The organism is Lachnospiraceae bacterium JLR.KK002, assembly GCA_036941025.1.
In the GTDB taxonomy this organism is placed as follows: domain Bacteria; phylum Bacillota; class Clostridia; order Lachnospirales; family Lachnospiraceae; genus Petralouisia.
Map to the genome: position 1 here is coordinate 1,364,056 of JAYMNP010000001.1, position 26,939 is coordinate 1,390,994.

Annotated in this window: 33 protein-coding genes and 1 pseudogene; 8 read left to right on the forward strand and 26 right to left on the reverse strand. The window is 45.9% G+C overall.

Annotated features, from left to right (window positions below; genetic code table 11):
- Nucleotides 1-5: 5 nt before the first annotated feature.
- The 4 genes from VSQ32_06585 to VSQ32_06600 all read right to left on the reverse strand — a co-directional run bounded on the left by VSQ32_06585 (nt 6) and on the right by VSQ32_06600 (nt 1,863).
- Nucleotides 6-182, reverse strand: coding sequence for an SHOCT domain-containing protein (locus VSQ32_06585; GenBank protein ID MEH2942532.1), 177 nt, complete (start codon nt 180-182; stop codon nt 6-8).
- A complete protein-coding gene (locus VSQ32_06590) occupies nt 175-600 on the reverse strand; it encodes an RNA polymerase subunit sigma-70 (protein MEH2942533.1) in 426 nt (141 codons plus the stop codon). The genes VSQ32_06585 and VSQ32_06590 overlap by 8 nt, the downstream gene beginning before the upstream one ends.
- Nucleotides 601-800: 200 nt before the next feature.
- Complete coding sequence (locus VSQ32_06595; GenBank protein MEH2942534.1) at nt 801-1,079, reverse strand: hypothetical protein; 279 nt, start codon at nt 1,077-1,079, stop codon at nt 801-803.
- Nucleotides 1,080-1,350: 271 nt separating this feature from the next.
- On the reverse strand, nt 1,351-1,863 hold the full coding sequence (locus VSQ32_06600; protein MEH2942535.1) for a hypothetical protein: 513 nt from the start codon (nt 1,861-1,863) through the stop codon (nt 1,351-1,353).
- Nucleotides 1,864-1,941: 78 nt separating this feature from the next.
- On the opposite strand from VSQ32_06600, the gene VSQ32_06605 reads away from it, so the two are divergent.
- Genes VSQ32_06605 through VSQ32_06620 form a run of 4 tightly spaced genes read left to right on the forward strand, consistent with a single transcriptional unit; the run spans nt 1,942 to nt 4,376 of the window.
- A complete protein-coding gene (locus tag VSQ32_06605) occupies nt 1,942-2,280 on the forward strand; it encodes a transposase (GenBank protein MEH2942536.1) in 339 nt (112 codons plus the stop codon).
- Nucleotides 2,277-3,185 carry an IS3 family transposase gene (locus VSQ32_06610; GenBank protein ID MEH2942537.1) on the forward strand — a complete coding sequence of 303 codons (909 nt, stop codon included), beginning with the start codon at nt 2,277-2,279 and terminating at the stop codon, nt 3,183-3,185. The genes VSQ32_06605 and VSQ32_06610 overlap by 4 nt, the downstream gene beginning before the upstream one ends.
- Before the next feature lie 58 nt (nt 3,186-3,243).
- Nucleotides 3,244-3,471 (forward strand): hypothetical protein, encoded by a 228-nt coding sequence (locus VSQ32_06615; protein ID MEH2942538.1) that lies wholly within the window; start codon nt 3,244-3,246, stop codon nt 3,469-3,471.
- Nucleotides 3,468-4,376, forward strand: coding sequence for an IS3 family transposase (locus VSQ32_06620; GenBank protein MEH2942539.1), 909 nt, complete (start codon nt 3,468-3,470; stop codon nt 4,374-4,376). The genes VSQ32_06615 and VSQ32_06620 overlap by 4 nt, the downstream gene beginning before the upstream one ends.
- A gap of 84 nt (nt 4,377-4,460) precedes the next feature.
- Here the strand turns inward: VSQ32_06620 and VSQ32_06625 are convergent, their stop codons facing one another.
- From VSQ32_06625 to VSQ32_06690, 14 genes are all read right to left on the reverse strand, one after another.
- Nucleotides 4,461-4,634, reverse strand: coding sequence for a hypothetical protein (locus VSQ32_06625; GenBank protein ID MEH2942540.1), 174 nt, complete (start codon nt 4,632-4,634; stop codon nt 4,461-4,463).
- A gap of 54 nt (nt 4,635-4,688) precedes the next feature.
- Nucleotides 4,689-4,880 (reverse strand): stage II sporulation protein R, encoded by a 192-nt coding sequence (locus tag VSQ32_06630; protein MEH2942541.1) that lies wholly within the window; start codon nt 4,878-4,880, stop codon nt 4,689-4,691.
- A gap of 71 nt (nt 4,881-4,951) precedes the next feature.
- Nucleotides 4,952-5,161: a PC4/YdbC family ssDNA-binding protein gene (locus tag VSQ32_06635; protein ID MEH2942542.1), complete on the reverse strand. Its 210-nt coding sequence runs from the start codon at nt 5,159-5,161 to the stop codon at nt 4,952-4,954.
- 98 nt (nt 5,162-5,259) lie between these two features.
- Entirely contained in the window at nt 5,260-6,876 is a 1,617-nt protein-coding gene (locus VSQ32_06640) for an IS66 family transposase (GenBank protein ID MEH2942543.1), read from the reverse strand.
- 117 nt (nt 6,877-6,993) lie between these two features.
- Nucleotides 6,994-7,371, reverse strand: a complete 378-nt coding sequence (gene tnpB, locus VSQ32_06645) for an IS66 family insertion sequence element accessory protein TnpB (protein ID MEH2942544.1) — start codon at nt 7,369-7,371, stop codon at nt 6,994-6,996.
- A complete protein-coding gene (locus VSQ32_06650; protein MEH2942545.1) occupies nt 7,311-7,760 on the reverse strand; it encodes an IS66 family insertion sequence element accessory protein TnpB in 450 nt (149 codons plus the stop codon). The genes tnpB and VSQ32_06650 overlap by 61 nt, the downstream gene beginning before the upstream one ends.
- Before the next feature lie 118 nt (nt 7,761-7,878).
- Nucleotides 7,879-9,324: an IS5 family transposase gene (locus VSQ32_06655; GenBank protein MEH2942546.1), complete on the reverse strand. Its 1,446-nt coding sequence runs from the start codon at nt 9,322-9,324 to the stop codon at nt 7,879-7,881.
- A gap of 307 nt (nt 9,325-9,631) precedes the next feature.
- Nucleotides 9,632-10,216, reverse strand: coding sequence for a transposase (locus VSQ32_06660; GenBank protein MEH2942547.1), 585 nt, complete (start codon nt 10,214-10,216; stop codon nt 9,632-9,634).
- 73 nt (nt 10,217-10,289) lie between these two features.
- Nucleotides 10,290-10,871, reverse strand: coding sequence for a helix-turn-helix domain-containing protein (locus VSQ32_06665; GenBank protein ID MEH2942548.1), 582 nt, complete (start codon nt 10,869-10,871; stop codon nt 10,290-10,292).
- A 416-nt stretch (nt 10,872-11,287) separates the two neighbouring features.
- On the reverse strand, nt 11,288-12,544 hold the full coding sequence (locus VSQ32_06670) for a tyrosine-type recombinase/integrase (GenBank protein MEH2942549.1): 1,257 nt from the start codon (nt 12,542-12,544) through the stop codon (nt 11,288-11,290).
- A 90-nt stretch (nt 12,545-12,634) separates the two neighbouring features.
- Nucleotides 12,635-12,850, reverse strand: a complete 216-nt coding sequence (locus VSQ32_06675; GenBank protein ID MEH2942550.1) for a type II toxin-antitoxin system Phd/YefM family antitoxin — start codon at nt 12,848-12,850, stop codon at nt 12,635-12,637.
- A gap of 65 nt (nt 12,851-12,915) precedes the next feature.
- On the reverse strand, nt 12,916-13,110 hold the full coding sequence (locus VSQ32_06680) for an excisionase (GenBank protein ID MEH2942551.1): 195 nt from the start codon (nt 13,108-13,110) through the stop codon (nt 12,916-12,918).
- Between the two features lie 428 nt (nt 13,111-13,538).
- Nucleotides 13,539-13,787: a helix-turn-helix domain-containing protein gene (locus VSQ32_06685; GenBank protein ID MEH2942552.1), complete on the reverse strand. Its 249-nt coding sequence runs from the start codon at nt 13,785-13,787 to the stop codon at nt 13,539-13,541.
- Entirely contained in the window at nt 13,771-14,211 is a 441-nt protein-coding gene (locus tag VSQ32_06690) for a sigma factor-like helix-turn-helix DNA-binding protein (GenBank protein ID MEH2942553.1), read from the reverse strand. Before VSQ32_06690 ends, VSQ32_06685 begins: the two co-directional genes overlap by 17 nt.
- Before the next feature lie 528 nt (nt 14,212-14,739).
- Here VSQ32_06690 and VSQ32_06695 point away from each other — a divergent pair.
- Nucleotides 14,740-15,087, forward strand: a complete 348-nt coding sequence (locus VSQ32_06695) for a helix-turn-helix transcriptional regulator (GenBank protein MEH2942554.1) — start codon at nt 14,740-14,742, stop codon at nt 15,085-15,087.
- A gap of 100 nt (nt 15,088-15,187) precedes the next feature.
- Here VSQ32_06695 and VSQ32_06700 read toward each other — a convergent pair whose 3' ends face one another.
- A complete protein-coding gene (locus tag VSQ32_06700; protein ID MEH2942555.1) occupies nt 15,188-15,523 on the reverse strand; it encodes a hypothetical protein in 336 nt (111 codons plus the stop codon).
- A 179-nt stretch (nt 15,524-15,702) separates the two neighbouring features.
- Here VSQ32_06700 and VSQ32_06705 point away from each other — a divergent pair, with 179 nt between their 5' ends.
- Nucleotides 15,703-15,960, forward strand: coding sequence for a helix-turn-helix transcriptional regulator (locus tag VSQ32_06705; protein ID MEH2942556.1), 258 nt, complete (start codon nt 15,703-15,705; stop codon nt 15,958-15,960).
- A 19-nt stretch (nt 15,961-15,979) separates the two neighbouring features.
- Here the strand turns inward: VSQ32_06705 and VSQ32_06710 are convergent, their stop codons facing one another.
- From VSQ32_06710 to VSQ32_06730, 5 genes are all read right to left on the reverse strand, one after another.
- Entirely contained in the window at nt 15,980-16,414 is a 435-nt protein-coding gene (locus VSQ32_06710; protein ID MEH2942557.1) for a winged helix-turn-helix domain-containing protein, read from the reverse strand.
- Nucleotides 16,415-16,517: 103 nt separating this feature from the next.
- Nucleotides 16,518-17,564: an AraC family transcriptional regulator gene (locus tag VSQ32_06715; protein MEH2942558.1), complete on the reverse strand. Its 1,047-nt coding sequence runs from the start codon at nt 17,562-17,564 to the stop codon at nt 16,518-16,520.
- Between the two features lie 131 nt (nt 17,565-17,695).
- A complete protein-coding gene (locus tag VSQ32_06720; GenBank protein MEH2942559.1) occupies nt 17,696-19,057 on the reverse strand; it encodes an MATE family efflux transporter in 1,362 nt (453 codons plus the stop codon).
- 196 nt (nt 19,058-19,253) lie between these two features.
- A complete protein-coding gene (locus VSQ32_06725) occupies nt 19,254-19,517 on the reverse strand; it encodes a metal-sensing transcriptional repressor (protein MEH2942560.1) in 264 nt (87 codons plus the stop codon).
- Nucleotides 19,518-19,528: 11 nt separating this feature from the next.
- On the reverse strand, nt 19,529-22,111 hold the full coding sequence (locus VSQ32_06730) for a heavy metal translocating P-type ATPase (GenBank protein MEH2942561.1): 2,583 nt from the start codon (nt 22,109-22,111) through the stop codon (nt 19,529-19,531).
- A 325-nt stretch (nt 22,112-22,436) separates the two neighbouring features.
- On the opposite strand from VSQ32_06730, the gene VSQ32_06735 reads away from it, so the two are divergent.
- Nucleotides 22,437-22,655 carry a heavy-metal-associated domain-containing protein gene (locus VSQ32_06735; GenBank protein ID MEH2942562.1) on the forward strand — a complete coding sequence of 73 codons (219 nt, stop codon included), beginning with the start codon at nt 22,437-22,439 and terminating at the stop codon, nt 22,653-22,655.
- A 352-nt stretch (nt 22,656-23,007) separates the two neighbouring features.
- On the opposite strand, the pseudogene VSQ32_06740 reads toward VSQ32_06735, so the two are convergent.
- Nucleotides 23,008-24,403 (reverse strand): annotated as a pseudogene (locus VSQ32_06740) (transposase).
- 169 nt (nt 24,404-24,572) lie between these two features.
- Between VSQ32_06740 and VSQ32_06745 the strand changes: the two are divergent.
- The gene (locus VSQ32_06745) at nt 24,573-26,435 is read left to right on the forward strand and encodes a heavy metal translocating P-type ATPase (GenBank protein MEH2942563.1); all 1,863 of its coding nucleotides are present in this window, start codon (nt 24,573-24,575) and stop codon (nt 26,433-26,435) included.
- A gap of 58 nt (nt 26,436-26,493) precedes the next feature.
- On the opposite strand, the gene VSQ32_06750 is transcribed toward VSQ32_06745, so the two are convergent.
- Entirely contained in the window at nt 26,494-26,859 is a 366-nt protein-coding gene (locus tag VSQ32_06750) for a metalloregulator ArsR/SmtB family transcription factor (GenBank protein MEH2942564.1), read from the reverse strand.
- Nucleotides 26,860-26,939 lie beyond the last annotated feature (80 nt).

Below are 26,939 nucleotides of genomic sequence, written 5' to 3' on the forward strand. Positions count from 1 at the left end.
CGCACTTATTGCAAGGTTTTTCCGGCTAATAATGTACCCAGAATTGGCCGGTGTTTCTGCAAAAGTATTGTATCAATTTCCGAATATTCCTCTTTGGTGATGGCGCCTTCTTCGAGCATCGCCCGCGCCACGGCAAGCGACATCCGGTAGCGCATCTCCGCGCGGAATTCCCCCTCACTCATCTGCGCCGCCTCCCCCGAACCTGGCTTTTATATAGCACCCGTGGGAGCAGTATTTCCTCCTGGAATCCCCATAGACGTCAAACTGCTCCCCGCACCCGGCGCAGGTGAAGGAATACACCGCCCTCTGCCTTATCTGCTCCGGATGCCCGTGCCACCACTTCTCCCGGCACTCCCTGGAGCAGAACGCCCGCCGCTTCACGCCCGCCGTCTGCTGCAGCGGCTTCCCGCATTCCCGGCAGATGCCTTCCTGCGCCTGGGCGTCCTCCTGCCCGTCCTGCGCCGCCTGCCCCGCCAGGCCGTTCCTCCTGCAGAAGCTGCGCACCGCGTCCCTGGACACGCCCGCCAGCCTTGCCGTCTCCGTATATCCCATGTCTGCCCGCCGCAGGTCTGAAACCTTCCTTTTCTGTTCCTCCGTCATGAAAAACACACCTCCTGCCATATGCCACCGCAGGGACGGGAATCGGACGGTTGCATCGGCATTTTTTCTGCGCCTCCCGCCGTGCGGAAAAATAGCTTTCACATATAGGCCACGGAAACGGGGGAACTGAACCCCCTGAAATCAAAAAATGGCCCACGACATTTTATGTGCCGCGGGCTTGTCACTATTCGCGCCGGGCTTTACGCCATGGCGCGCCTCCCGTTTAGCTGCCACACATCGTGGCTCTTGATCTGCCGGACGGCGGAGGATACCGTGCTGGCATGGCCGTGCCTATGGTAGTAGGCCGTCCCCTTCGTGTGCTTGTGGTAGATGCGGACCGGATACCGGTCATAGGAAAGTTTCTGGACGATCCAGCAGTGTTTGGTGCATCTGGACTGGACCTCAAAGAAGTCATCCGTCTGGCGGATGAGCCGGAAGTAAGGGGAAGTGAGAAGTGTGCGTTCTTTCGCAGTGAACATCAGCATCCCTCCTTCCGCCGCCCCCTGCGTGGCAGGCGGGCTGTTTCCATAAACTGTTTTTTCATAGGCGTGTGCCTCCTTTATTTTTCTGCCGCCGTTCCCGGCAGCGCCCTTTGGGGTAGTGCCATGTTAAATCAGATTCCGCAGATTATCCACTCATATCTGCGCCATAAGATGCACAAACTTTCCATCCGTTTCCTGTGTAGTTTACACCCACTAAAAAACGGGCCCGCGGCACATGGGAAAATGCCGCGGGCCCTGCTGTCTGTATTTATATCCGGCTGGCGTGATCGAGCGAAATCCATCCGTTTCTCTTTTCCCGGTAGGATTTCAGCAGCCCCCACCGGGATGCGCCTTTCCCGTCCGCTTCCTCAACAATGGTAAATACACCCATACCAGTCACCTTCCCGGTCTTGGGCTTATCCGTCCCAGGCGCTTCCCGGATGTTCAGGTCGGGGATGGACACCCGCACAAGGTACGGCTGGAATGCCGCCGCCCTGGTATACACCGCCTTCCCCGATTCATCAAACACGGAATGCCCCGGATTTTCGTCCGCACACTTCTTGGCGTTCCCCAGCGACTTGAACGCCCCTTTCTGCGAGGATGCGTCCGCCCACGACTTCCGGACGCGGTACCAGGCTTCGGTCTCTGCGGGAGCAGGCTTTGGTGAGCCTCCCGCCGTGCCAAGGATGCCTTTCAGGATGGAGAGGATTTTCTCCCCATAGCCAGCTCCCGCCGCCCATCCTTTCCCGGCCGGATTTTCTTTCTGCCCAAGCCACTCCACATGATATGGTATAAAAAAAGTTGACAGCCCATTCTCAAGGATTTGAGATATAATCAAGAGAATAAGGAGTGAACAAAAATGGCAGAAAACAGGCAATACGACCATGAATACAAAGTACAGGCAGTGAAACTCGCAAAGGAAATCGGACAAGCAAAAGCCGCCAAAGAACTGGGGGTACCAAAGAATACTATGTATGGCTGGGTACGGGCCAACCGCCCTGGCAGCCTCGACCTTGGGGCAGGTTCACAGACCCCGCAAAGCGCCATGACGCTTAATGAGGAACTCTTAAAGCTCCGACAGCAGGTTAAGGAACAGGAAAAAGAAATCCGCCGTTTGAAAAAGGAAAATGACTTTCTTGAGGAAGCCAGCGCTTTTTTCGCCGCGAGCCGTCTGAGGTCAGCAAAAACGAAAGAATGAAGTTTATTGCGTTTAAAACCAAAGACGGCGAATTAAAAGGAAATCTTTCTTTTTACTGCAGAGCCCTTCGTGTCAGCAGGCAGGGATTTTACCGGTACCTTGCAAATAAAGACCGCCCATGGAAGTACCAGGCTCTGGCAGATGCCATGATGGAGATCCTTGAGGAAGACGATTGTAATGACACCTACGGCCGGATCCGCATGTATCAGGCATTAATGTTAAAACAGCCTGAAAATGTGGATATTCCCAGCGAACGTACTGTTTACCGTGTCATGGAGGATATTGGAATCAGCCATCATCCCAGGCGTAAACCAAACGGAATCACGAAAGCAGACCGGGAAGCCCGGAAATCAGAAGATCTGTTAAAACGTGATTTCAAGTCAGAGGAACCGCTGTCCAAGTGCGTAACAGACATAACAGAGATCAAAGCCAGCGATGGAAAGCTGTATGTTTCCGCTGTTTTCGACTGCTTCGATTCCAGCGTGGTTGGCCTGGCAATGGATACAAACATGAAAGCTCCGTTATGTGTGCGGACATTGAAAAACGCGGCGGAAGCGTATCCAGGCATCCGCGGAGCAATTATCCACAGTGACAGGGGAAGCCAGTACACCAGCCGGCTTTATCGGGACGCAATCAATCAATATGGCATCCGACAAAGCATGAACAGCGCGGGTGGAAGATGCCATGATAATGCCCGCTGTGAAAGCATGTGGGCCAGAATGAAATCAGAACTGTTATATGACCGCTATGATACTGAGAAGATGAGCACAGATGAACTGAAAACCCTGATCTGGAGATATTTCATCAGCTATTGGAATAACCGGAGGATCTGTTCTGCTAATGGAGGGCTTCCTCCCATCATCAAACGACAGCGATACTATGATTCTCTGGAAGAAGCAGCATAGAATACAAAACCCTTGAGAAAAATGTGTCAACTAATCTTGACAAAATCAAAAGAATACCATGTATGGCTGGGTACGGGCCAACCGCCCTGGCAGCCTCGACCTTGGGGCAGGTTCACAAACTCCGCAAAGCGCCATGACCCTTAACCAGGAACTTCTTCAGCTCCGCCAGCTGGTTAAGGAACAGGAAAAAGAAATCCGCCGTTTGAAGAAGGAAAATGACTTTCTGGAGGAAGCCAGCGCTTTTTTCGCCGCGAGCCGTCTGAGGTCAGCAAAAACGAAAGAATGAAGTTCATTGCTCTTAAAACCAAAGACGGCAAATTAAAAGGGGATATCTTCTTTTACTGTAGAACCCTTCATGTCAGCAGGCAGGGATTCTACCAGTACCTTGCAAATAAAGACCGCCCATGGAAGTATCAGCCCCTGGCAGACGCCATGATGGAAATCCTTGAGGAAGATGATTGTAATGACACCTACGGCCGGATCCGTATGTATCAGGCATTAATGTTAAAACAGCCTGAAAATGTGGATATTCCCAGCGAACGTACTGTTTACCGTGTCATGGAGGATATCGGCATCAGCCACCATCCCAGGCGCAAACCAAACGGAATCACGAAAGCGGATCGGCAAGCCCGGAAATCAGAAGATCTGTTAAAACGTGATTTTAAGTCAGAGAAGCCGCTGGTCAAGTGTGTAACAGACATAACAGAGATCAAAGCCAGCGATGGAAAGCTGTATGTTTCGGCTGTTTTTGACTGCTTCGATTCCAGCGTGGTTGGACTGGCGATGGATACTAATATGAAAGCTCCATTATGTGCGCGGACACTGGAAAACGCGGCGAAGACATATCCGGACATCCATGGGGCAATTATCCACAGTGACAGGGGAAGCCAGTACACGAGCCAGCTTTACCGGGATGTAATCCGGAAGTATGGCATACGGCAGAGCATGAACAGTGCAGGCGGCAGATGCCATGATAACGCCCGCTGCGAGAGCATGTGGGCCAGAATGAAATCTGAACTACTCTATGACCGTTACGATACAGAGAAGATGAGCACGGATGAACTGAAAACCCTGATCTGGAGATATTTCATCAGCTATTGGAATAACCGGAGGATCTGTTCCTCTAATGGAGGCCTTCCTCCCATGATAAAACGGCAGCGATACTATGATTCCCTGAAAGAAGCAGCATAGGATACAAAATCCTTGAGGAAAATGTGTCAACTAATCTTGACAAAATCAATATTCTGTTCATTCCCTTTGTATCAAATAAGCGGTCTACATTTCCACATACGTTTTTGCTAAGTGCCAGCCCTGCTTTTTCACATAATCCGTGAGGATGGATTTCTGTGTGGCAATGCTCGCACTCTCATTTTCCGTGCCATCGTCTTTAGACAAGCGGCAGTAAATGCCGACATTATAAATCATATTTCCCGTTCTTATCCCTGCCATACTGTGAAACCTCCTTCTTTGCTCTACTAAATTTCATGTTCCATTGCGTACATTCTAAGCGTATAACCCGTCATTGTCGAAGGTGTCATTTCCCGTAATGCTCTTTCGGATGTCCTCGGAGATAATCGGGATAAATGCTTCGGCAACGGTCTGTGTGCCGACATATTCACGGCTGACAATCATCTGCACTGGCTGTCTTGCCACAATGCGCTTTCTCTTTTTGTTTGCTTTCTTATCCTCGCCCATACTCAAATCTTCCTTTCCAGACAGGGCAGGGGAGTATATAAAAATACTCCCGCCCTGCCTATCAGATACAATCAATCCCCGCTGTTCAATTCTTCCTGCAATGCTTTAAGGAGCGTAACCGCTTCATCAGCAGTCAAGGTAATTCCCTTTCCGCACTTCTCACGATTGGGGGAAAAGCTGCGGATGTCATACTTCGGCTCTTTCCCATTCCATGAGATTAAATTGATTTCCTTTGTGTAGCCGCTGTCGCTTGCCGACAACACGGCGATTTCCTTTACCATCTTGTACTGGATTTCTTGTAAGCGCTCAATAATCCTACGAATGGACAAAATAAAACAGCCCCTACATAATGGACTGTAGGAACTGCAAGCATTTTACTCTACATTGTACCAGAACATCTGCCAATAACCTCCGGATTCCATGGGGCCAGCCTGGATAGTTCGCTGTCCGCCATCCTGGTCTCCGGCAGATGCTCAGGCAGATATTTCAGATATTTATAAATATTCAGGTTATGGGCTTTGGCCATCTCAACCATGGTATAAACCATGGCACTGGCATCCGCACCTTTGGGGGTATCGCTGAACAGCCAGTTGCGGCGGCCTGCCGTGAACGGACGGATTGAATTCTCACTCAGATTGTTAGAAAAGCTGCACCTGCCGTCCTCAAGGTATGTCATGAACTGCTCTCTGTGATTTTGGGCATAGTTCACCGCTTTCTCAAAGCGCGTCCCTTTTTTCGGGGACTGCTGTGAGACCCATTCCCAGAAAGCGTCCGGCACTGGCATCTCTTTCTGGATCCGGTATTCTTTCCGCTGCTCGTGGCTGTGTCCTTTCTCATGGGACTGACGTTCATACTCGAACAGCTTGTTGCAGTACTGCACCCCCTGGGCGGCAGGATTGCCGTAATCCAGCTCCTTCCCTTTCGGAACTGCCTCCACAAAGTACCTGCGCAGGTGCGCCCAGCAGCAGCACCGCTTCACATCCGGCAGGCCATTGTAGCCCTGGTAGCAGTCCGTCTCCAGATAGCCCTTGAAACCTTTTAAGAAGTCTGCCGCATTCAACCCTGCCCTGGTCTGCGTATACCGGTAGAGGATGATGGGCGGCAGGCCGTCCTCCCCGGTCCGGAACAGCCACATGAACGAGTCTGTCTCCGCATTCCGCTCCGGTTCCTTCAGCACCTGGACTCTTGTCTCATCTGCCATCAGGAACTGCCTCTTTATAAGTTCCCGGCGGAAATAGCCATACAGCAGAGAAAAATAATTCCCGGCGCAGTACAGGATCCAGTTTGCAAGCGTCGCCCTGCTCAGGATGACGCCCATCTGTTTCCAGTCCTGCTCCTGGCGGTACAGGGGCATGGAATTGGCATATTTCTGGTACATCGTCCATGCAACGACGGATGCGGACGCATAGCTGTGGGGGATCAGCGCCTCCGGCACATGAGCCCTGGCGAACCTTACGGCTTCCGCCATTGCCGGGGCCGTGGAACATACCGGACACTTTGCCGTCTCCCGGTAGATATTGACTACTTCGCCCCTGGCAGGGGTGAAACGGAATTCCCGACGGACAAACTCCTTCCCGATGGCTTCCATTTCCGCTCCGCATTCCGCACAGTATCTCTGTTTTTCGGAAAGGGGGATGACCTCATCCCTCGCAGGCACACCCTTAAAGATATCCGCATGGGTGCTCTTTGCCCTGCGGGCATGTTCTCTGACAATGCCTTCTTCCGCCTGTTCCCCTGCGGGGGATGCCTCCTGTTCAGCCTCATTGAAAAGGCTGAGCTGTCCTTCCACATTTTCAGACTTTTCACTGGATGTGCCGAAGAGTTTTTTCGTAAGATAATCGACCTTTTCATTCAGGACCGCCATTGCTTCATTATCAGAAGCAATGGTCTGGCGCAGGGAATCGATAAGCTCATTCTGGCTTCTGATTGTCATATTCAGTTGGCTGATCGTGTCCTTATACTCCATGATTCTGGAGTCCTTCGGGTCTTTTGCCATCTATCCCTGCCTCCTCTTCTGATGCTTTTATTGTACCATGGAAAGCATCTGGAGTGAAGCCTGGCAGACCTTGTTTTTCGGGATATTCAGCTTTTTTTGAGAAACCCGCCGGTGCTGTCAGGAGGCTTTGGGCGGAGGGATATCCCGCTCATTTTCAGGCGGCCTGAACGCTTTGGGCTGTTCTATCTCCAGTCCTGACATGAGCCAGTCGAACTGCTTCCAGGAAATGCCCCTTGCCTCCTGGGAGTCCCTGGGCCACCGGAAGCGCCCCTGCGCCTCCATCCTCTTATAAAGGAGCAGGAACCCGTCACCTTCCCATAAAAGGGCCTTGATCCTGTCACAGCGTTTCCCGCAGAAAAGGTACAGGGCGCTGCGGCGGGGATCCATGTGGAGCTTTTCCTGCACGATCCCGCAGAGGCCGTCGATGGAACGCCTCATATCCGTGTAGCCGCAGACGATATAGATTTCGTCCGCAGCTGAAATGTCTCCTGACATGATCCGCCTCCGATCAGGCGGACGGTTTCTCTCAGCAGCGCCGGATCTGTCCCGTTGGGGATGCGCAGTACCATACCGGCTACGGATAGTTCCATGGCCGGAACCGGGAATGCCGGATACGCAGTCTCCAAAAGGGGCGGGGAGACATCCCGGCCCTGCCGGATGTCAGGCTCTATCCTGACGATTTCCTGTTTTGTGCTTACACGCTGGCTGTGAACTGGCTCCGGTATGTCCTGATATCCTTTCTGGCGGAGCCTGCGCACCCAGCCGTAGAATGTGCCTGGGCAGATGCCTTTCTCCCTGCACCACTGGTGGTCCGTCAGGCCGCTGGAGCGGCATTCCATGACCAGACGGTACTGCTCTTTCGCTTTGACTGGCTTTGCTGGCATATATTGAACCTCCATAGGTATAGTGAAATGCTTGCGTTTGCAGAACTCTGGCACAATGCATAGGGTAAGATGCCTGCATTTCCACTATCCATTATGAAGCCGAATTAGTGTCTGCTGATTAAGCAAATATTTGCAACTTCCAACTCTTACATCTGCTCCAGTTACACCAAAATCGGATCAGATACAAAAGAGCATAAAGTATTCGCCTCTGAATCTTGAATAGATTCATCACAAATACAGATAATGCGACAGAAGTTAACTGCGTTTCCTCCAGCTTGGTGGTAATACAGTCCATGCCATAGCAGCGTTTGCTTAAGCTAAAAGTACGTTCCACTTCGATTCTGTCAGTATTATCCTGATACTCTTGTTTTTTATCAACTTTTACTGCAGCACTTGGTCTGCCCAGTTTTGGTCCTGACAGACGGATCCCATGCTCTTTGCAATAACTCCTGTTTTCTCTGGTCCGGTATATCTGATCTGCCAGCACACGTTTCGGATAATAACCGGTGCGTTCCTTGAAGCGTTCTACCGCTTCAATCAGGCAGGTGCTCTCGTTATATGCTTCAAACGATATTTTTTCGATGCGTCCGTATCCTTCACTGTCAAGGCTTAGATCAAACTTTGCACCAAATTCAACTGGGGCTTTTACTTTCCCCCTGACAATAGGACGAAGCCATGGCTGCGAGATGCTTACGATACGATGTTCCACTGAGTGTACTTTGTTATCGTACATGTACTTCTGCTGCTCGTACAGCGTGATGATAGTCAGATACAAACTAATTTCTTTATCTGTCATCGCATATCCGTCGCTCATGAACTTTTCCAGATATCCGATGTCTCTTGCAACGTAACCAAGCTGTTTGCGCAGTGCCTTCCTGATTTTCTTTGCACTATGTTTTTTACTTTTGGCAAATGAAAGATAATCTTTTCTGGCACGTCTTCTATAGCGTCTTGGCAGTGGAAGACCATAGGATTTGCAAAAACGGTAAATGATGGTTTCCAGTTTCTCCCTTGCTTCGTTCAGGAGTGAAATATCCTGGGGATAACGGATGTCTGCCGGTGCACAGGTTGCGTCCAGTGTCAGTGTTCCTTTGTTTGTGTCTTCTTTCAAAGCGTCATTATCGCCGGAGTTTCCGGAAGATGGTGGTGTATTGTTGTCATCATCTTTGTGAGCAAGAAGATACTCATTTACTTCCATCAGCATTTCAGCAGAAATGCGTTTGCGAAAAAGAACCAGTGTGCTTGCATCAAACGGAGCTTCTTCCTGATAGCCGGGAAGTCCGATAAAGTACTGCAGATATGGATTCTCTGTGATCTGTTCCACGAGTTCACGATCAGAATACTGGAACTTGGTCTGGATGATCAGGGCTCCTAACGCCATCCGAAATGGCTTGGCAACATTACCCGTACCACTCGGGAACAGTCTGGCATATTTTACTTCAAATTCATCCCATGGGATTCGGTCAGCCAGTTTGATCCAGCGGTTATCCGAGTTCATGTGGAGTCCCATAGGCTGGTTGAAATCGAGAAACGAGTGGTGTAACTTGTTAATAGGTTTGTACATTGATTTAGCCCCTTTATACATAAAATATGCAGAATAACTGCAAGAAAAACGGTTTGATTTTATCAAAATCCTTGCAGGTATTATACCATAAAATGCGGTAAAAGTCGGTAAAATCAAGTGTTTTAAACCTAATCAGCAGACACTAATTAAACCCTTGTCACTCCGTCAGGATATTTTGCGCTTACTATAGATTTATTAAAAGCACCAGGCTTTCTATCAAAATCTATAGGAGATCCTATATAAAATCAAATATCAAAGACCACTAGTACAGCGTTTTTTTGATGCTCATATACTATCAAGGCTGTTTTTAACCAGCATATTTCCAGTTAAATGCTTTGGCTGTTAAATTGTATTGTTTAATAAAATTAAGGATGCTTTGAGCCATTTCCTCTACGGATTTATAGCTGCCTTTTTTCAAAAGCTTCCGATTGATGATACCAAACCAGATTTCTATCTGGTTCACCCAGGAACTGTGCTTCGGCGTATATACAAAACGAATCCTGTGGCTTTCATCCATAAGGAAAGTTTCCCTGCTTTTCATGCTCTCCAGTATGCCTTTCTTTCCCTTAATACCAGGATCAACCGTAATGGAACATTTCTGTGCAACCAACTTTACAGGTCCTTCGGATTTATGGGTATTAAGACCATCACAGATAATGATATAGTTTTTATCTGCATCCTCTGATATAAGCTGCCCCACAGCATTGCAGAAATCTTCCTCATTTCGTGTGCTGTTCAGATACGGTGACTGGATCCTGCCATCTGCAACACGCAGGAATGTGATCAGACTTATAGTGCCATGACGGATGTATTCAAACTCATGCAGCGCCGGGCTGCCCGGGCGTACCGGCTTGTCCGGATATTTGCGCTCCAATGCCTGGATCCCGGTCATTTCATCCGTGGAATATACTTCCGTACCGCATTCAGCAAGTTCCGAAGCCTGAAGATAGATGCCGCAGATTGTTTCAATTTTTTTTAAAGGATTCCGGGTTATCGTGCCTTTCCGGGGAGTTGAGCCAGTAACGGTTTTTCCATGGTGCGATACCCGCAAATTTAAGGAACCTCTGTACACTTGCGACAGAAATGGATCCCACGATACCCTGCCTGACAGCTTCTTTCGCAAGGGATGCAAGATTCCAGCAGCTCAGCTCACAGCCAAAGTCTTTTGGGTTTTTACACGCCAGTTCATTGATGAGCATGATCTGTTCCGGGGTGAATACAGGCTCTTTTCCGGGTCTTTGTTTATCTGAAAGCACAGACTTTATGACATCAGACAGCTTTTTATCACCATCCGGTCCGTCATACTCCTCCGTCTGGGCAATAAGGTCTATGTTGTTATAAAAACGATTCCGCCATATGCTGACAGTCGAATAGGTGGTTCCAAGCGCTTCTGCGATCTGGGTATTGTTTTTCTCCTCCGCGGCCATCAATATAATTTTGGATCGGGTCACAATACATGATGGCAGGGAATAGCTGGTGCTGAAATTTTTTAATATTGTTTCTGCCTTATCAGACAAAGTAAAAGAAGCAGCTTGAAAACCACGCATAATATTCCCTCCAATTTGAACCAATTCCTGTTAAGATATTATTGCATATTTTATAAAAAAATGGAAGAAAAAAGCATATGGTTATCAAAGAAACATTGTACTAGATGTTGTGGTGGCTCTCAAGCATTAGAATACCAAAATCAAATGGCTCTCAAGCGATAAAACGGTGGCTCCGAAGCGTTAGAATATTCAGAACGCAAAAAACCCCTGAAAATGCCCATTCTATGGGATTTTCAGGGGTTCGTGAATCATTTTCATTCAGAAGTTTACTGATTCATCTGTTTTGCGAAGTTTGAAAAACAGGTTATATATTTTTATCTAAAATCCCTATTTTTCAAGCACTATCTGCATTTGAATCACTGCACACGCACTGATTCATACTAAAATTACTCAATTTTCTTGAGTAGAGAATCTTCCTATATAATACCTACCAAACTCTCATACTCAACCGTTTCCTTATTGTTATTATTCTGCAGGAAATCCCCTACACGCAAGGCTTCTTTTGCTTTTATGTCATCCAACACATGGGTATATGAAACCGTTGTATTATAATTTGCGTGTCCCATAATTTCCTGTACCGTTCTTGGTGTCATTCCCTTTTCAAAACATCTGGTTGCAAAAGTGTGACGTAAAGCATGTGGGTGTATACGCTCAAAAGTTTTTTGTACAGCAGATCCATACAGTGCCTCCATACGGTACATATCATTTATCTGGCTTGTAATATACCTCATATCACTCTCTACGCTGTAACGCCCAATCGGTGAACCCATAGATGTCAGGAATACCAGATTTCCAAATTCCTCCGGTTGACGCCATCGCTCACCCAAATCCTCTCGTTTCCTTTTAATTTTTTCCATCTGTCTTTCAAGAATACTTTTTGTTTCTCCAAAGAACGGAATTTTTCTGACAGAATTTTCTGTCTTTGGTGAAGTCATTCTCATTGTCTTTTTCCCATCTGCATAGTCATAAGACAATGTTCTTTTTACATAGATAAACTTTCCGGCAAAATCAATATCCTCCCAGCGAAGACCACCGATCTCACCTACCCGCATACCCGTTAGAAGCATGAATTTATACATTTCCTCATACCAACTTTTCGTTCGTTCAAGGTACTCTAAGAAAATTTCCTGTTCCTCTACAGAAAGTACCCTGCGCTCGACTTTCTCACACTTAGGTATTATCACACCAACTACTGGATTTAATCTCATCAATCCGTTTGCGATAGCAGCTTCAATACAATTCTGCAAAATTCCTGTTGCTTCTCTGACGGACTTAGTTGAGCGCCCTGCTTCCAGCATATCCGCAATCGCAGTCTGAACATGGAGTTGTCTAATATCCGCCAAAGGTTTTGTACCAATACGCACTCCATAGTAATTCAAAAATTTTCGCTTGTAGGAAGGTGAACCACCATTTTTCAAAGTTGGTGCCTTGTATTTAGAATACCATTCTTCAAACCATTCACTTAAAGTAACCTTTTTGCCATCCATATCCGGCATCAAATTACTCCGTTTGGCTTCATCAATGGCTATTGCAAGATTCTTTTTTAATTCTTTTATCTTCCAATCATATAATACAATTGACTTTCCTTCCACCTGCGCTCTACCCATATATCTTCCGTCTGGTCTTTGGGACAGCCCTCTACCTAACTCTTTGCCCTTTAAGTCTTTACCCATAATTCTCATCCTCTCGCAATCGTTCATTCACAATCTCGAAAAGCTCAAATTATCAGCAATCCTTAAAACTCCAAAGAATTTCGATGCCTGTTATTTATTTTGCAAATCAGAGTATTTTCCTTTACGAAACTTAACATCTGAATAAAAATCACTCATACCTGAGTTTTTCTCAAACGTTTCCAGACTCATGATTACCATATCACCATAACCATTTTTGGTTATAAAAATAGGTTCTTCTGTGCTGTGACATAACTCAGACATTGTTGTTGTATCTCTTAATTCCCTGATTGGTATTATTTTAGGCATCTTCTCATCTCCTTCGTTTTAAGTGTAGCATAATAATGACGCAATTTCAAGAGGAATTTTTCAAATCACATAATTAGTTGAAATTTTGCACTTTTTCTCAGTTCTTCATCAAATAATTCTTTATGTACAAATACCCTTCGACCAATACGAACCACATATTTGCAACAGGGATTAGCAAGCATTTCTCTTGCCTTAGTTTTCCCTATGCCAACATATACACAAAATTCACTGACTGACAATAATGTTTTCTCACATCCCATCTTTTCCTCCTTCCCCGGTAATTATATATCTACCAATAAAAATACGCTTCCTCCATTTATTAGCAGATAAAAACTGCAATACAGGTGGTGGCTCATTACACCGCCCACATCGGTCTTGCACCGTCATTTCATTGACCGGATTGCGGTTTCCCCGCAACCCGGAAGTATCATTATCATAGATATGCTTCATCGCCCCATGTAACTGCTACATATTTTGCCCGATCTCACTCGCTCCTTACCTTTGCTTCAATGTCCTGTTCCAACATTTCCTCACGTTTCACCCCGTTAAAAGACAGGGCAGGTACGTCATGGCGCATCTGCTTAGTGGCTCTGCATATCCTCACGTCCTGTATGCAATACAGTATTCAATTTTCAAGGTACACCGCTGTAAATCCTGTCAGCTATGGAAAAGGGCAGCAAGCCGCCCTTTATACCGCTTCAAACGCCAGTATCTTTGTGATTAGCTTTGTTTCAAGCCTCCGGCGCAGTGTTTCATCGACACAATAATGAAGCCGCCCTCCCTCGTCATACATCTTCCGGGTGGACAGGGAAATTATGTATCCTTCATAATGCTTTAACACTGTATTGATTGCCATTACGTCACCCTCTGATGCTGCCTTAATGATATGGAAAGGCAACAAATTTTTTTCTTCTCTGCTCTTACATCTCTTTTTCATCCGCTTTTCCCTCCATAATCTTCTTTAAAATCTCAAGCGAGCGTGTCCGGTGTTCATGGACTGTGCTGCGGACAAGGTTCATCTCCCTTGCGATGTCCGCATCACTCATCTCCAGAAAATAAGAAAGCAGTATCACATTCCGCTTCCGTTCTGAGAGAGCCTGTAATGCTTCCGCAATCAGGGCATCTTTCACCTCAATGTCATATCCATACACTGTGAAATGACTGTTTTCCACTCCATACTCATCCATAACAAACAACCGGTTCAACTCCTTTTCAGACAGTTCAGAAAACATGGCTTCATGCCGCCTGCGGTATTCTATATATCTGTAATAGCTGGCGGCTTCACCTTTGAGCGACATTTGACACAGACGGTCAAACTGATGCCGGATTGTCATTTCATCGTGGAAAGAAGGTTTCTTCATACGAGTTCACCTCCTCCCCCGTTGTGACGTGACAAAGGCATGAGCCTTTCCCCTTCCGCCTATATCTCCCCAACGGGGCATGGCGAATGTTCGGGTGGACAAAATTTTTCTTACGAAAATTTTTAATATATAAAAAACGCCCGGACAGGCAAAATGCCCGCTGGACGTTATTCATATCTGTTATTCTGTTTTTTCCACATGCTACGGGAGCGCATAATTCACTTGTCAGGGTGTATCCTGTCTTACTGCCTGTAAAACACCTTATAAAAGAGCCTTTCCACGCCAGAAGCCGGACAGGTTCATAAAGTCAAAAAAATATCCCTCAGACCGTTTAGAACACATAAATTCCCCTAAACGTACCCAAAGGATAAAAGCCACGCAAAAAACCTCTGGATACTGCGTTTTTTTATATGCAATATCCAAAGTCTTTTTATTCTTATGTGTGCATTATGCCCCTCTGATAAAGTGATTTATTAGTGCATTTTCAAAGCGAAATGTGCAATATACACTATACATGGAGGTGCATATATGGCAAGAAAAAAGAAAATTGACAAGGAAATGGGATTCCGTCTGAAGAAGGCTAGAACCGACCAGAAGCTGACCTATGAAGAACTGGCTGAAAAATCCGGCGTTTCCTCCCGCTATATCAAGGAAATCGAAAATCATGGAAACGTGCCAAGCATTGAAAAGCTAGGGCAGCTCATACGAGCCTTACATATTTCCGCCGATCCGTTTTTCTATCCGGACGCCCCGGCAGACAACCTTGACTACAAGCGTCTGCTGGTCTATCTGTCACAATGTACGGAAGAACAAATTACAACGATACTCGCTATTGTGGAAGCCTATCTTCGGACATACAAACATCCCAAAGAATAGAATATCCCCAACATCTGAATTTTTTCGTGAGTATTTCTGGATTTTTCTGAACCATGCAAAAAAGGTGGCTCGCCTTCTGCCCTGCCAGCCACCTCTTTGTCTATCTGCTGAATTTTTTAAGAAACTCTTTTATACGGATACTCTTTTTTATAATGCCAAGTCCGTCAAGAACCTGTACGCAGTCCACAAATCCCTGATAATATGCCCGCTGTTCCTCCTTGTAATGGGCATGATCCACCGCATCCATATAGCCCTCCAAAAACTCCCTGTCCTCTTTCGGCAGCTTGGAAAGATATGCTTCAAATGCCTTCTGCTTCTTTTTCAGTTCCCGGCTGGCTGCTTTTGCTTCCTCCGTCTGGACGGAATACTCCCTGTCCTCCGATTCGCTGCGCAGCTCCTCAAAGACATCCGACAATGTTTCAAAAACTTCATTCATGCTTGTTTCCACCTTTCTCTGTTAAAAATATTATTGTATTTTACAGGCAGTATTATCAATCCCTAATTCTCTTTCTACAAGATAATTCCCTTACACTTCATCTTTAGAAGTATATTATCAACAATATTTCGTAAAATCAATGGTAAGGGACTTCATCTTTAGAAAGTTGGTGGTAGGATATTAAAATCTATTGGAATAAGGAAAACAACTCCAAAAACCTAATCGGTCAAAGGGTTATGGAACTGCGGACGGAAAGGAAGTTGTCACAGAAAGCCCTTGCCGAGCAGCTCCAGCTTGCCGGATATGAGTTTAGCGACCTGACTGTTTTACGGATTGAAAAAGGGACAAGGTTTGTCCCGGATTATGAAGTGGTGGCTCTGGCAGAGTTCTTCCATGTATCCTGCGAATACCTCTTAGGCGTACAGGACAAAAAATAAGCAGCAATCTGTTTTCACATCACAGACTGCTGCTTAAATTTTTGTTGAACCGATAGCCAATGCCCCATACGGTCTGTATGTAAAGCGGCTTGCCCGGATTGTCCTCTATTTTCTCCCTTATGTGGCTGATATGGCTCATGACAATATTGTAATCGCCGGAATATGGCTCCTGCCAGACAATATCATAGATCTGCTCTTTGCTGAATATCCTGCCGGGACTCTGCGCTAACAAATACAGTATTTCAAACTCCCTATTGGTAAGCATAACCTCCGCACCATGTATGACCACATTTTTCTCTGCTATGTTCAGCTTCATTTCTCCGATACTAAGGTGTTTTTCCACTTGAAGCACATTACAGCCTTCAAAGCGGGGGCTTTCGCTTATAATCTGCAACATTCTCTGGCAGACTTCTTCCTCATCCTCCGAAAAAGACAGTATCATCACCTTACCCATTATAACCACCTGCCTAACACTGATAAACCAACTTGTCTTATCTTCATTCTGACCTCCAAAACGACCTCCCTTCCCATTATGCTATGCTGCTTCTCATTCCAGTTTATTCACTGGCATTTTGTTTGCGGTATTCTGCAGGTGTTATCTTCAATATATCCCGAAAAGCTGTTGAAAATTTGCTCTGGTTCTCATATCCCACCTGATTTGCGATCTCCGCTATTGTGCTTTTCGTCTGCCGAAGAAGCACAGCCGCCTGTTTCATGCGGTATTCTTTCATGTAAGTTCCGATAGGCTGTCCATAAATCCCTTTAAATGTGGCTTTTAAAGTAGCTGTATTGATAAGGTATTCTTTGGAAAGCTCCTCAATCGTAAAACGCTCCTGCAAGTTGGAAATTAACTTTTTATGGATTTCCTTGACAATCTCCACCTGCGGCGAAGTATACATTTCCCGCTGTTTCTCTTTTGTTACGTCCACCATACAGAGGAAAAGAAGAAGTTCCTGCACCTTTAGCTTAAAATATGGCTTTTGCAGACAGTCCGGCACAGAATAAAGCTCCGAAAAGATATGCTCGATTTCATCCTTCGCCCGCATAATAAAGCAGTTTCCATCTGCACAAAACTTTTCCTTAAATTCCAATATATCAATTCCGCTTTCTGCCAAAGTCTGCGGCGGATATTCTGATACCAGCTCCAAATTGATAACAACGGAAATTCCCCGGTAATGCTTTAATGGAAACGCCATTTCGGAAGCACAGTTATCCATAGTATGAATGGACATATCACCCTCCCCAAGATACAGACAGGAACCGCTTAACAATTTGCTTCCCTCACGCCCTTCTCTGCAATGGTTGATTTCCAATATATTCTTCCCAAGCGTACCTTCCCATTCACAGCCTGTTGCTTCAAAATCATTGTAAATAAGCTGTATGCCCGGATAAACCTGATAAACGGTCATCAGTCCTAAACCATCGGCACAATCCATTTTATAGACCGTACAATATCCGTCATTATCCTTTGGAATAACCGCAGACAGCCCTTTTGTGTTTTTCACTAAGTTTTCCTGCATGGCAGTCCTCTCTATTCCTTCTATACTGTTAATCTGTTCCGCCAGATGTTTTCTGGCATCCTCTATTATATATCTTTTCTTCATAATATACTGCTCCAATCGGTAGGATTTACACTCCAATTAGAATTATATTCTATCTCCACCGATTGTGCAAACAAAGAAAAGAGCCAATACCTTATCAAACAAAGTATCGGCTCAATATACATTTCCTCACTCTATTTTGTTTCCGGCATCTTGCGAAACTCTGAAAGCATCATCAAAACCGTAATCACAACCAGAACCGCATCGGTCAGGGCAATCGCAAGCCAGACACCACGAATCCCCATGCCGCCAATCATCGGCAAAACCACACAAAGCGGGATAAACAAAATAATCTGCCGGAACAATACCAGCCAAGTAGCCTTATTTGCCTTTCCTAACGACTGGAACAGCGTTACCGCAATCAGGAAACTACCCTGTAAAATATAGGTACTGAACATGATCCGGAAATTCGTTGCCCCTGAAGCCGCCACGCCCGGTGTTGTAATAAACATAGAAAGCACCTTATCCGGGAATAATTCAACCGGAATGTAGAACAGTAAGGACAACACTGTTGCCGCCGTAATGAATACACCTGTCAGTTTCTTTACCCGGTCATAATCTTTCGCACCGTAGTTTGTCCCTGCGGCTGGCTGAAATCCCTGACTGATACCCCAAAGAGGAACAAACGAGAAGTTCCAGAAACGCAGTGCAGCTCCTAACAATATCTGCGAGTTTTCTCCGCCATACACAGATGCCACACGATAAATCACCGTCTGCTGTACCAGTGTCAAAACCTGCATCAGCAAAGCGGAAACCCCAACCGCCAGAACCTGCGGCAGTAATTCTCCGTCAATATGTATCCGTCCGATTTTTACATTTACGCTTTTCTTCTTGAAATACCATAGTGTAATCACCGCCTGAATAAATTGTGAAAAAATTGTTGCGTAAGCAGCCGCTTCCACTCCCAACCCGTAAGGCTTTAAAACCGTAATAAAAATCGGATCGAGGATAATGTTCAGGATTGCCCCGCTTGCTATAATAGCCATTGCCTTTTTAAGCTGCCCTTCCCCACGAATGACCATATTCGCACTCTGGAAGAAGTTCACAAACAGGCTTCCCGCAAACACAATACGCAGATACTTTTCCGCATAGTTCAGGATATTGTCGCTTGCGCCTGCCAGAGATAAAAGCTGGCGGGTAAATACCATACCTATCACAGTGTAAATAACAGACAGCAGAAGCACCATTGCAATCAGATTTCCCATAATCTTTTTTATGGTGTCCTGATCCTTCTTTCCAATCGCACGAGATAGCACCGAAGCAGAGCCTACCCCCAACATCGCCGCCGAACCCGCATTGATGAGCGTAAACGGATAAGATACGGATACCGCCCCCATTTGCGCTGCGCCTACCATCTGCCCTACAAAAATGGAATCCATCATGTTATAAAGCCCTACAACCACCATGCCAAGAACCGCAGGTATACTAAGCTCCAGCATGAGGGGAAACGGACTTTTCGTCAATAATTTTGTCCTTGTATCAAGTGACTGTTTCATCATGTTTCCTCCTTATATCTATATCTCGCATAAGCAACGAGCCAAGAACAAGCTTGCTTGTTTTTGGCGACTGCCTGCGGTCACATATACTCTGTATATGTGATAGCCATGCCTAACCATATAGAGTATATTAAAAGTCAATCCCTTTTGTCTGCTCTTATCCGAAGGACTTTTGCTCCAATCGGAAATATCTGCTCTATTGCACCATTTTTTCCAATAGCTGCAACGCTTCCTCTAGTTTCGGGTTTTCCGCATCGGTCTGTAAGGCTTCCCGGACACAGTTACGGATATGTGCCTGTAAAATCTGTTGGTTAGCACTCTTTAATAATGCCTGTGTCGCTAAAAGCTGATTTGATATATCCACGCAGTAACGATCTTCCTCTATCATTTGCAGGATACCGTCTAACTGACCTTTCGCAATTTTCAGTTTATGGGTGACATTTCCTTTTTTCGCTTTCATAGACAACCCGGCTACTGAACACTTATAAGCTGATAGCCAGCATCTTCAACTGCTGTTTTCAACCTGTCCTCTGATACCACATAGCGCATCTGTACCAATGCCGTTTTTGCTTCCAGTTGCACTGTGACATCTGAAACGCCCTCAATCTCCATTAACGCCTTAGAAACGTGTTTTACACAGTTTCCGCAAACCATTCCTTCAATCTTCAATAATTTTTCCATGTTCTTTTCTCCTTCACCTTTTTTTGATAAAATTATCTGACTGCTGTTATATGTTTCTTCCTGTTCCGGTCTTGCAAGATGCTTTGCTTTGAACCAGCGAAGCCGCAGGGCATTTGATACCACAAAGACAGAGCTGAAACTCATTGCAAAGGCTCCGATCATTGGGTTTAACTTCAAGCCGAAGGACAGGTAAAATACCCCCGCCGCAACCGGAATACCAATGATATTATAGATAAACGCCCAAAACAGGTTTTGCTTGATGTTGCGGATAACCGCCTTGCTTAACTGGACAGCGGTGGACACGTCCAAAAGGTCACTTTTCATTAATACAATATCCGCTGATTCAATCGCCACATCCGTACCTGCCCCGATAGCAATTCCTACATCTGCCCTTGCAAGCGCAGGCGCATCATTGATGCCATCCCCAACCATAGCTACCTTCCTGCCCTTTTCCTGTAAACGCCGGATTTCCTTTTCCTTATCCTGCGGGAACACTTCGGCAACCACCCGGTCTACGCCCACCTGCTTTCTGATTGCTTCCGCAGTTTTAGCATTGTCCCCGGTAAGCATGACAACCTCCATTCCCAAGCCGGATAATTCCTGTATTGCCTGTTTACTGGTAGGCTTTACCACATCTGCCACAGCCACCACACCGATAAGCTGTCCGCCCCTCGCAAAGAATAATGGTGTTTTTCCGTCCACAGCCATTTCTTCTCCAAGCTGGAGCAGCGCACCTCCCTCTATGCCCTGTGCTGACATCAGGCGGCGGTTTCCGGCAAGGCAGATAACATTTTGGATTTCTCCCATAATCCCCTGTCCCGGAATCTGCTTAAAGTTATTTACAGGCAGAAAACCTAAAGCATTCTTTTCTGCTTCCTCCACAATCGCATCCGCAAGTGGGTGTTCCGACATTTTTTCCAGAGAAGCGGCAACCTGCAGGAGTTCATTTTGTGAAATTCCCTCTTTTATAAGCACATTCGTTACTACAGGCGTTCCCTGTGTGATTGTCCCGGTCTTATCCAAAACAACCGTATCAATGTTATGCGCTACCTCCAGAGCTTCCGCCGACTTAATCAAAATGCCATTTGATGCCCCCTTCCCTGTGCCTACCATGATTGCGGTAGGTGTTGCCAATCCAAGTGCGCAAGGACAGGATATAACGAGAATAGAGATACCAATAGAAAGGGCAAATTCAAATCCATATCCTGCAAGCAGCCATACTATAACCACAATTAAGGCAATGCTGATAACCACTGGAACGAATACCCCGCTGACCTTATCCGCCAGCTTTGCGATAGGCGCTTTGGAACTGGTTGCTTCATCCACAAGCCGCACGATCTGTGCCAGTGTAGTATCATCCCCTACTTTCGTAGCCTGCATTTTAAAATAACCGGATTTATTGATTGTTGCACCGATTACTTTATCCCCGGTCTGCTTTTCCACAGGTATGCTCTCCCCTGTCAGGGCTGATTCATCCACAGAAGAAACACCTTCCACGATAACCCCGTCTACCGGAATGGACTCCCCCGCTTTTACAACTAAAATTTCTCCTGCCTGTACTTCCTCTACCGGAACCTGTATATCCATTCCGTCCCTCTCCACTGTGGCGGTCTTGGGCGCAAGGTTCATCAGTTTTGTAATGGCATCTGAGGTCTTTCCTTTTGCACGAGCTTCTAACGTCTTACCCAATGTTATAAGTGTCAGAATCATACCAGCGGATTCAAAATACAAATCCATCATAAAGCTGTGTACGGTTTCCATATCGTCATGACCGAACCCTATGCCGATTTTATAAATGGCATAGATGCCATAGACGATTGCCGCCCCAGAGCCAATGGCAATCAGGGAATCCATATTCGGTGAACCATGAAACAGCGTCTTAAAACCCATACGGTAATATTTAAAGTTGATAAACACTACCGGAATCAGCAACAGGAACTGCGTAAATGCAAAACTCATCGCATTTTCCATGCCGAGCAGCCCCTCCGGAAGTATCCACCCCATCATATGCCCCATAGATATGTAGAACAATGGAATGGTAAACAACGCCGACAGAAGCAGCCGCTTTTTCATCTGCGCATATTCTTTCTGTGCTGTGTTTGCTTCCGGTTGCGCTGTTCGCTTCGTAGAAGCATTTACAGTCTGCTTCTTATTCTGAACCGATTTGGGAAATGCCCCATACCCGGCTTTTTCAACTGCCTGCACAATTCCCTCCGTATCCAAAACAGACTCATCATAAGAAGCAACCATACTGTTTTTTAGCAGGTTTACAGATACCTCCTGTATTCCCGGCAGCTTCGCCACGCTTTTCTCAATTCTTGCAGAGCAGGCGGAACAGGTCATACCCGTAATGTCAAATTGCTCCTTTTGCAAAATTATCCCTTCTTTCTTTTCTATATTTGTAACAGTTTGTTGTACCCCTCCCCCGTAGGGAATTGGGCTGTTACCGTTTATCATTATAAACACCCGATTTTCCTTTTGTCCGCTCTGAAAAGGAGCTTTTTTTATCCGAAAAGAAATTTCTTTTTTTGCAAAAATCCAATCAGGAGGTTTTATGCTCCAAAGAGGAATACCGACTTCAAAACCATTGACTTATAGCCGATTGGTGGCTATACTTTGCGCTGAACGATTAAACATTTCTTTAATTGTTCAGCCATGCCAAACCAACAAAAACATTTTAGAAAGGTGGATTATTCCCATGAAAAAAACAATCAAACTTATCGACTTGGATTGCGGTCACTGTGCAGATAAGATTCAGAACGCAGTACAGAAGATTGACGGTGTAACCAGTGTATCCGTCAACTTCCTCGGTCAAAAAATGGTACTGGAAGCACCCGATGACAGGTTTGACACCATATTGAATGAAGCAAAGGCACTGATTAAAAAAATCGAGCCGGACGTAACGGTAAAAGCATAAAAACTCAGGCATAACCGTTAGGTGGCATCTGTCAAAAGTATCGTGTTCTTTGACGGGCATGATGCGGCACGAACCGGACACCGGCTGTCATTTCTGGCATCCGGTGTTTTTTCAAAACGAAAATGCCTGAATAGGTAATTGCGAAACAAGTTCAAAATCTTGATTCCAATAGGGCAAAGGCCCGGTTGAGCCGGACTTACAGGAGGTGGATGTGGATAACAAGGATTTTAAGACATGAAAACAAAGCAGATAAGGATATCTGCCCGTGAAATGGTATGCGGTATGTAAGGTTATGCAATCAGAGGTTTTAAACTGCGGATATATTCATGCCTGTGCAGTTTATCAGCCACCATTACAGTAATAAGCTGGGTAATCCCGGCGAGAAGCAGGTCAGCATGAAGCGTTTTTTCATTCTGCGTTTTACGTCCGGCAACACAGAAGCTGTCCTTGAAATGGTTGATTGATTTCTCAACGTTTACCCTGAGCTTATAGGTGGAATCCCATTCGGCCGTACCACGAAGCGTACCAGGATAGGCGCGCAGGTTTTTCTCGGGATAAATATAAAACATCCTGCCGCAGGGGGATTCAGTACAGGGATTTTCACAGTGGCAGACACGTTTTGATTTCTTTGTAAGTTTGTTCCACTCCCATTTCATTTTCGGGCATACAAACTTCATGGTTGGCAGTCCGCAGCGGAGATGGGATTTGCTTCCTTCCCGTTTCATTGGAAGGGATGGGTCTTTGGGGCAGCAGGGGATGCCGTCCTTATTCAGCGGGCAGTCGGATTTTGGAAGGGAGATTCTGCCGTTGAGGGGAATGTAAGCCTGCTCAAAGGAAGCTTCCTGTAACAGGTATTTGTAGATTTCAATGGAATCAAATGCGGCGTCTCCCAGAAAAGTTTTCGGATTGATAAGCGGATGCTTGCGAAAGAAATCCTTTAAAGTGGGAATCAATGCCCTGGAATCGGCAAGACTCTTATCTTCATCCGGGGAATCAGATTTTTTTCCAACAATGATGTCAGGATGAGCCGCAAGAAAGTCCTTGTTATAAAAGGAAATATCCCGGACAATGCCGAGTCCGTTGGTAATAATACCGAATTTATAAGCATAACAGAAATGCCCGTTAATGTACATCTGCTGAATGGCTGGACTGGCGGCAGCATGGGAAGGCATGGAGCCGTAGGCGGCTTTATAAGGGTCAAAGGAATCGTCCATCCCTTTTGCTTTTTTGAAGGCTTTCAGCTGTTTGATGATACGGTTGGCATATTTGGGATTGTTTTCTGTAACCCATGCCTCAATGCCGGAGGTGTCAAAGAGAAGCATGGAAGCTTTCTGTGTATCAATAGAATGGCATATCGGTTCGGTCAAGTCAACAAGATGGTCGAACATGGATTGTAAGTCCGATAAAAACTCCTGTTTGAAGCGGGTGAATTTAGAGGCATCCGGGACAACATCAAAGCCGCAGAAGTCCCGCAGTTCCTGGGAGTATTTCAGGAATACGATCAGCAGGGATGTTGTTGGGATTGAGAAGATGAGCTGTAATAACAGAGCCCTGAGCATCGGATAAAGCAGATGCTTACGGGGCCTGCCAGTGGCAGCATGGAAATGAGAAATAAAGGACACTGGGACCATTTCATCTAAGTTGATGGTATTTTCGAGAAGTGCAAGGAACTGATATTTATCATTATCAAATTTATTTTGGCAATCGGTAAAAATATCTGCCAAAGAGAGCTGTTTGTATGGTATCATGTAGGTACAACTCCTTTCTGGTGGATGGTTGATTGTTACTCGACATCTCAATTTTACCACAAACCAGTGAGGAGTTGTTTTATTTTGTAACAAAAAGAATCCCGTATTTATGTGGGTTCTGGCGTTTCGCAAACGCCTAAAATGCCTGAATTATGAAAGGAGTATTCTAATGACACGAAAACAAAAACATTTATTGATCCGCATTATTGCAGCGGCAGTCCTGTTTCTTGCAGGCAGTCTGCTCCATCTTCCAGAGCAGGTGGAAATGGGCATATTCTTAGCCTGTTATGTAATAATCGGTTGGGATATTGTCTGGAAAGCCATTACAAACATATTAAGCGGTCAGGTATTTGACGAAAATTTCCTGATGACGATTGCAACGATTGGCGCACTGATTTTAGGGGAACATTCAGAAGGCGTAGCAGTTATGCTGTTTTATCAGGTAGGGGAGTGGTTTCAGTCTTATGCGGTTTCCAAATCCCGTAAATCCATTGCAAGCCTAATGGACATCCGACCGGATTACGCAAATGTGGAACGGGACGGGAAACTGGTACAGGTTGATCCAGAAGAAGTTTCTATTGGAAATACCATTGTTGTAAAACCCGGCGAGCGAATCCCTCTGGACGGTATCATTATAAATGGCGTTTCTGCTTTGGATACCTCTGCACTGACTGGAGAATCCATGCCTCGTGAAGTTGCTCCGGGTGCGGAAGTCATCAGTGGCTGCATCAACCAGACAGGTATTTTATCTATCCGCACAACAAAAGAGTTCGGAGAATCCACCGTAGCAAAAATTCTTGATTTAGTAGAAAATGCAAGCGATAAAAAAGGAAAGACAGAGAATTTTATCACACGTTTTGCACGTTACTACACCCCGGCAGTGGTATTTGCAGCTTTGGCTCTTGCCATATTGCCGCCTGTTATCACTGGTCAGTCCTTTAGCATATGGATTTATCGTGCTTTGACGTTCCTTGTAATCTCCTGCCCTTGTGCGCTGGTAATCTCTATCCCGTTAAGTTTCTTTGGCGGCATCGGCGGCGCATCGAAAATCGGTGTCCTTGTAAAAGGCAGTAATTATCTGGAATCCTTAGCTCATGCTGAAATGGTTGTATTTGATAAGACAGGCACACTCACAAAAGGCTCTTTTGCAGTCAGTGAAATCCATCCTATTGGCATGGACGAATCACAGCTTTTAGAGCTTGCCGCATACGCAGAGGATTACTCCAACCACCCTATTTCTGCTTCTATCAAAAAAGCCTATGGCAAAAAAATCGTACAAAACCGCATATCTGATGTTCAGGAGATTGCAGGTCATGGTGTACAGGCAGTCATAGACGGAAAGAAAGTCCTTGCGGGAAACGCAAAACTCATGGAACGGGAACATATCCGCTACCAGCCTTCCGGCGCTGTTGGAACAGTGATTTATCTCGCCTGTGACGGAACATATTCCGGTTCTATTGTCATAGAAGATGAAATCAAGCAGGACGCTCCGTCTGCAATCCGCCAGCTCAAATCCTCCGGCATACGGAAAACGGTTATGCTGACCGGAGATGCTGACGCAGTAGGGCAGAAAGTTTCAGGGCGTCTTGGACTGGATCAGGCTTATACTGAGCTGCTCCCCGCCGACAAAGTTGACCGGGTAGAAGCACTGTTAAGGGAAAAAACAGAAAAAGGCAAACTTATCTTTGTCGGAGACGGAATCAATGATGCCCCCGTACTGGCAAGGGCAGATGTCGGTATCGCTATGGGTGGTCTTGGCTCTGATGCCGCTATCGAAGCCGCAGATGTGGTCTTAATGACAGATGAGCCGTCAAAAATTGCCACAGTTATGAAGATTGCCCGAAAGACAATCCGCATCGCAAACCAGAACATTGTATTTGCTTTGGGAATTAAGTTTTTAGTGTTGATTTTAGGAGCTTTAGGATATGCCAATATGTGGGCGGCGGTATTTGCCGATGTTGGTGTTTCCGTTATTGCAATCCTGAACGCAATCCGGGCAATGCGGGTAAAAGTATCACCCGTTTCTGAATAAAGTCAATTTAAAAAGAACAACGAGAAATGCGCTACACCCCACAAGGTAGCGCATTTTCTTAAATATCGGTTGGACAGGAGATTTCAAACAAGGCATCTATGGAACGGTGCAGCAATTTTGCCTGCGGCGTTTTAGACAGGGAGTAGTATACTTCCTTTCCTTCCCTCCGGCTTGATATAATCCCGCTTTTCTTTAAAACCCGAAGGTGGTGCGACACAGCAGGTGCGCTCATATCAACAGCCGCCGCTATATTACAGACACATTCCTCACAATGGCATAACAGCCACAAAATCCGCAGCCTTGTAGGATCGTCTAACTGCTGGAACAAAAACGCTATATCTCTGAACCGTTCTGCAGGTGGAATCTTATCTAGGACTTTCTCAATATTCTGTCCATGATTGTGAGGTAAGTTATAGTGTGGCATTTAACCACCCCCTTCCAGATAAAATTATGATACCCATATACCTATGGTCTGTCAAACAGCTTATACCTTGTCGTGCAACG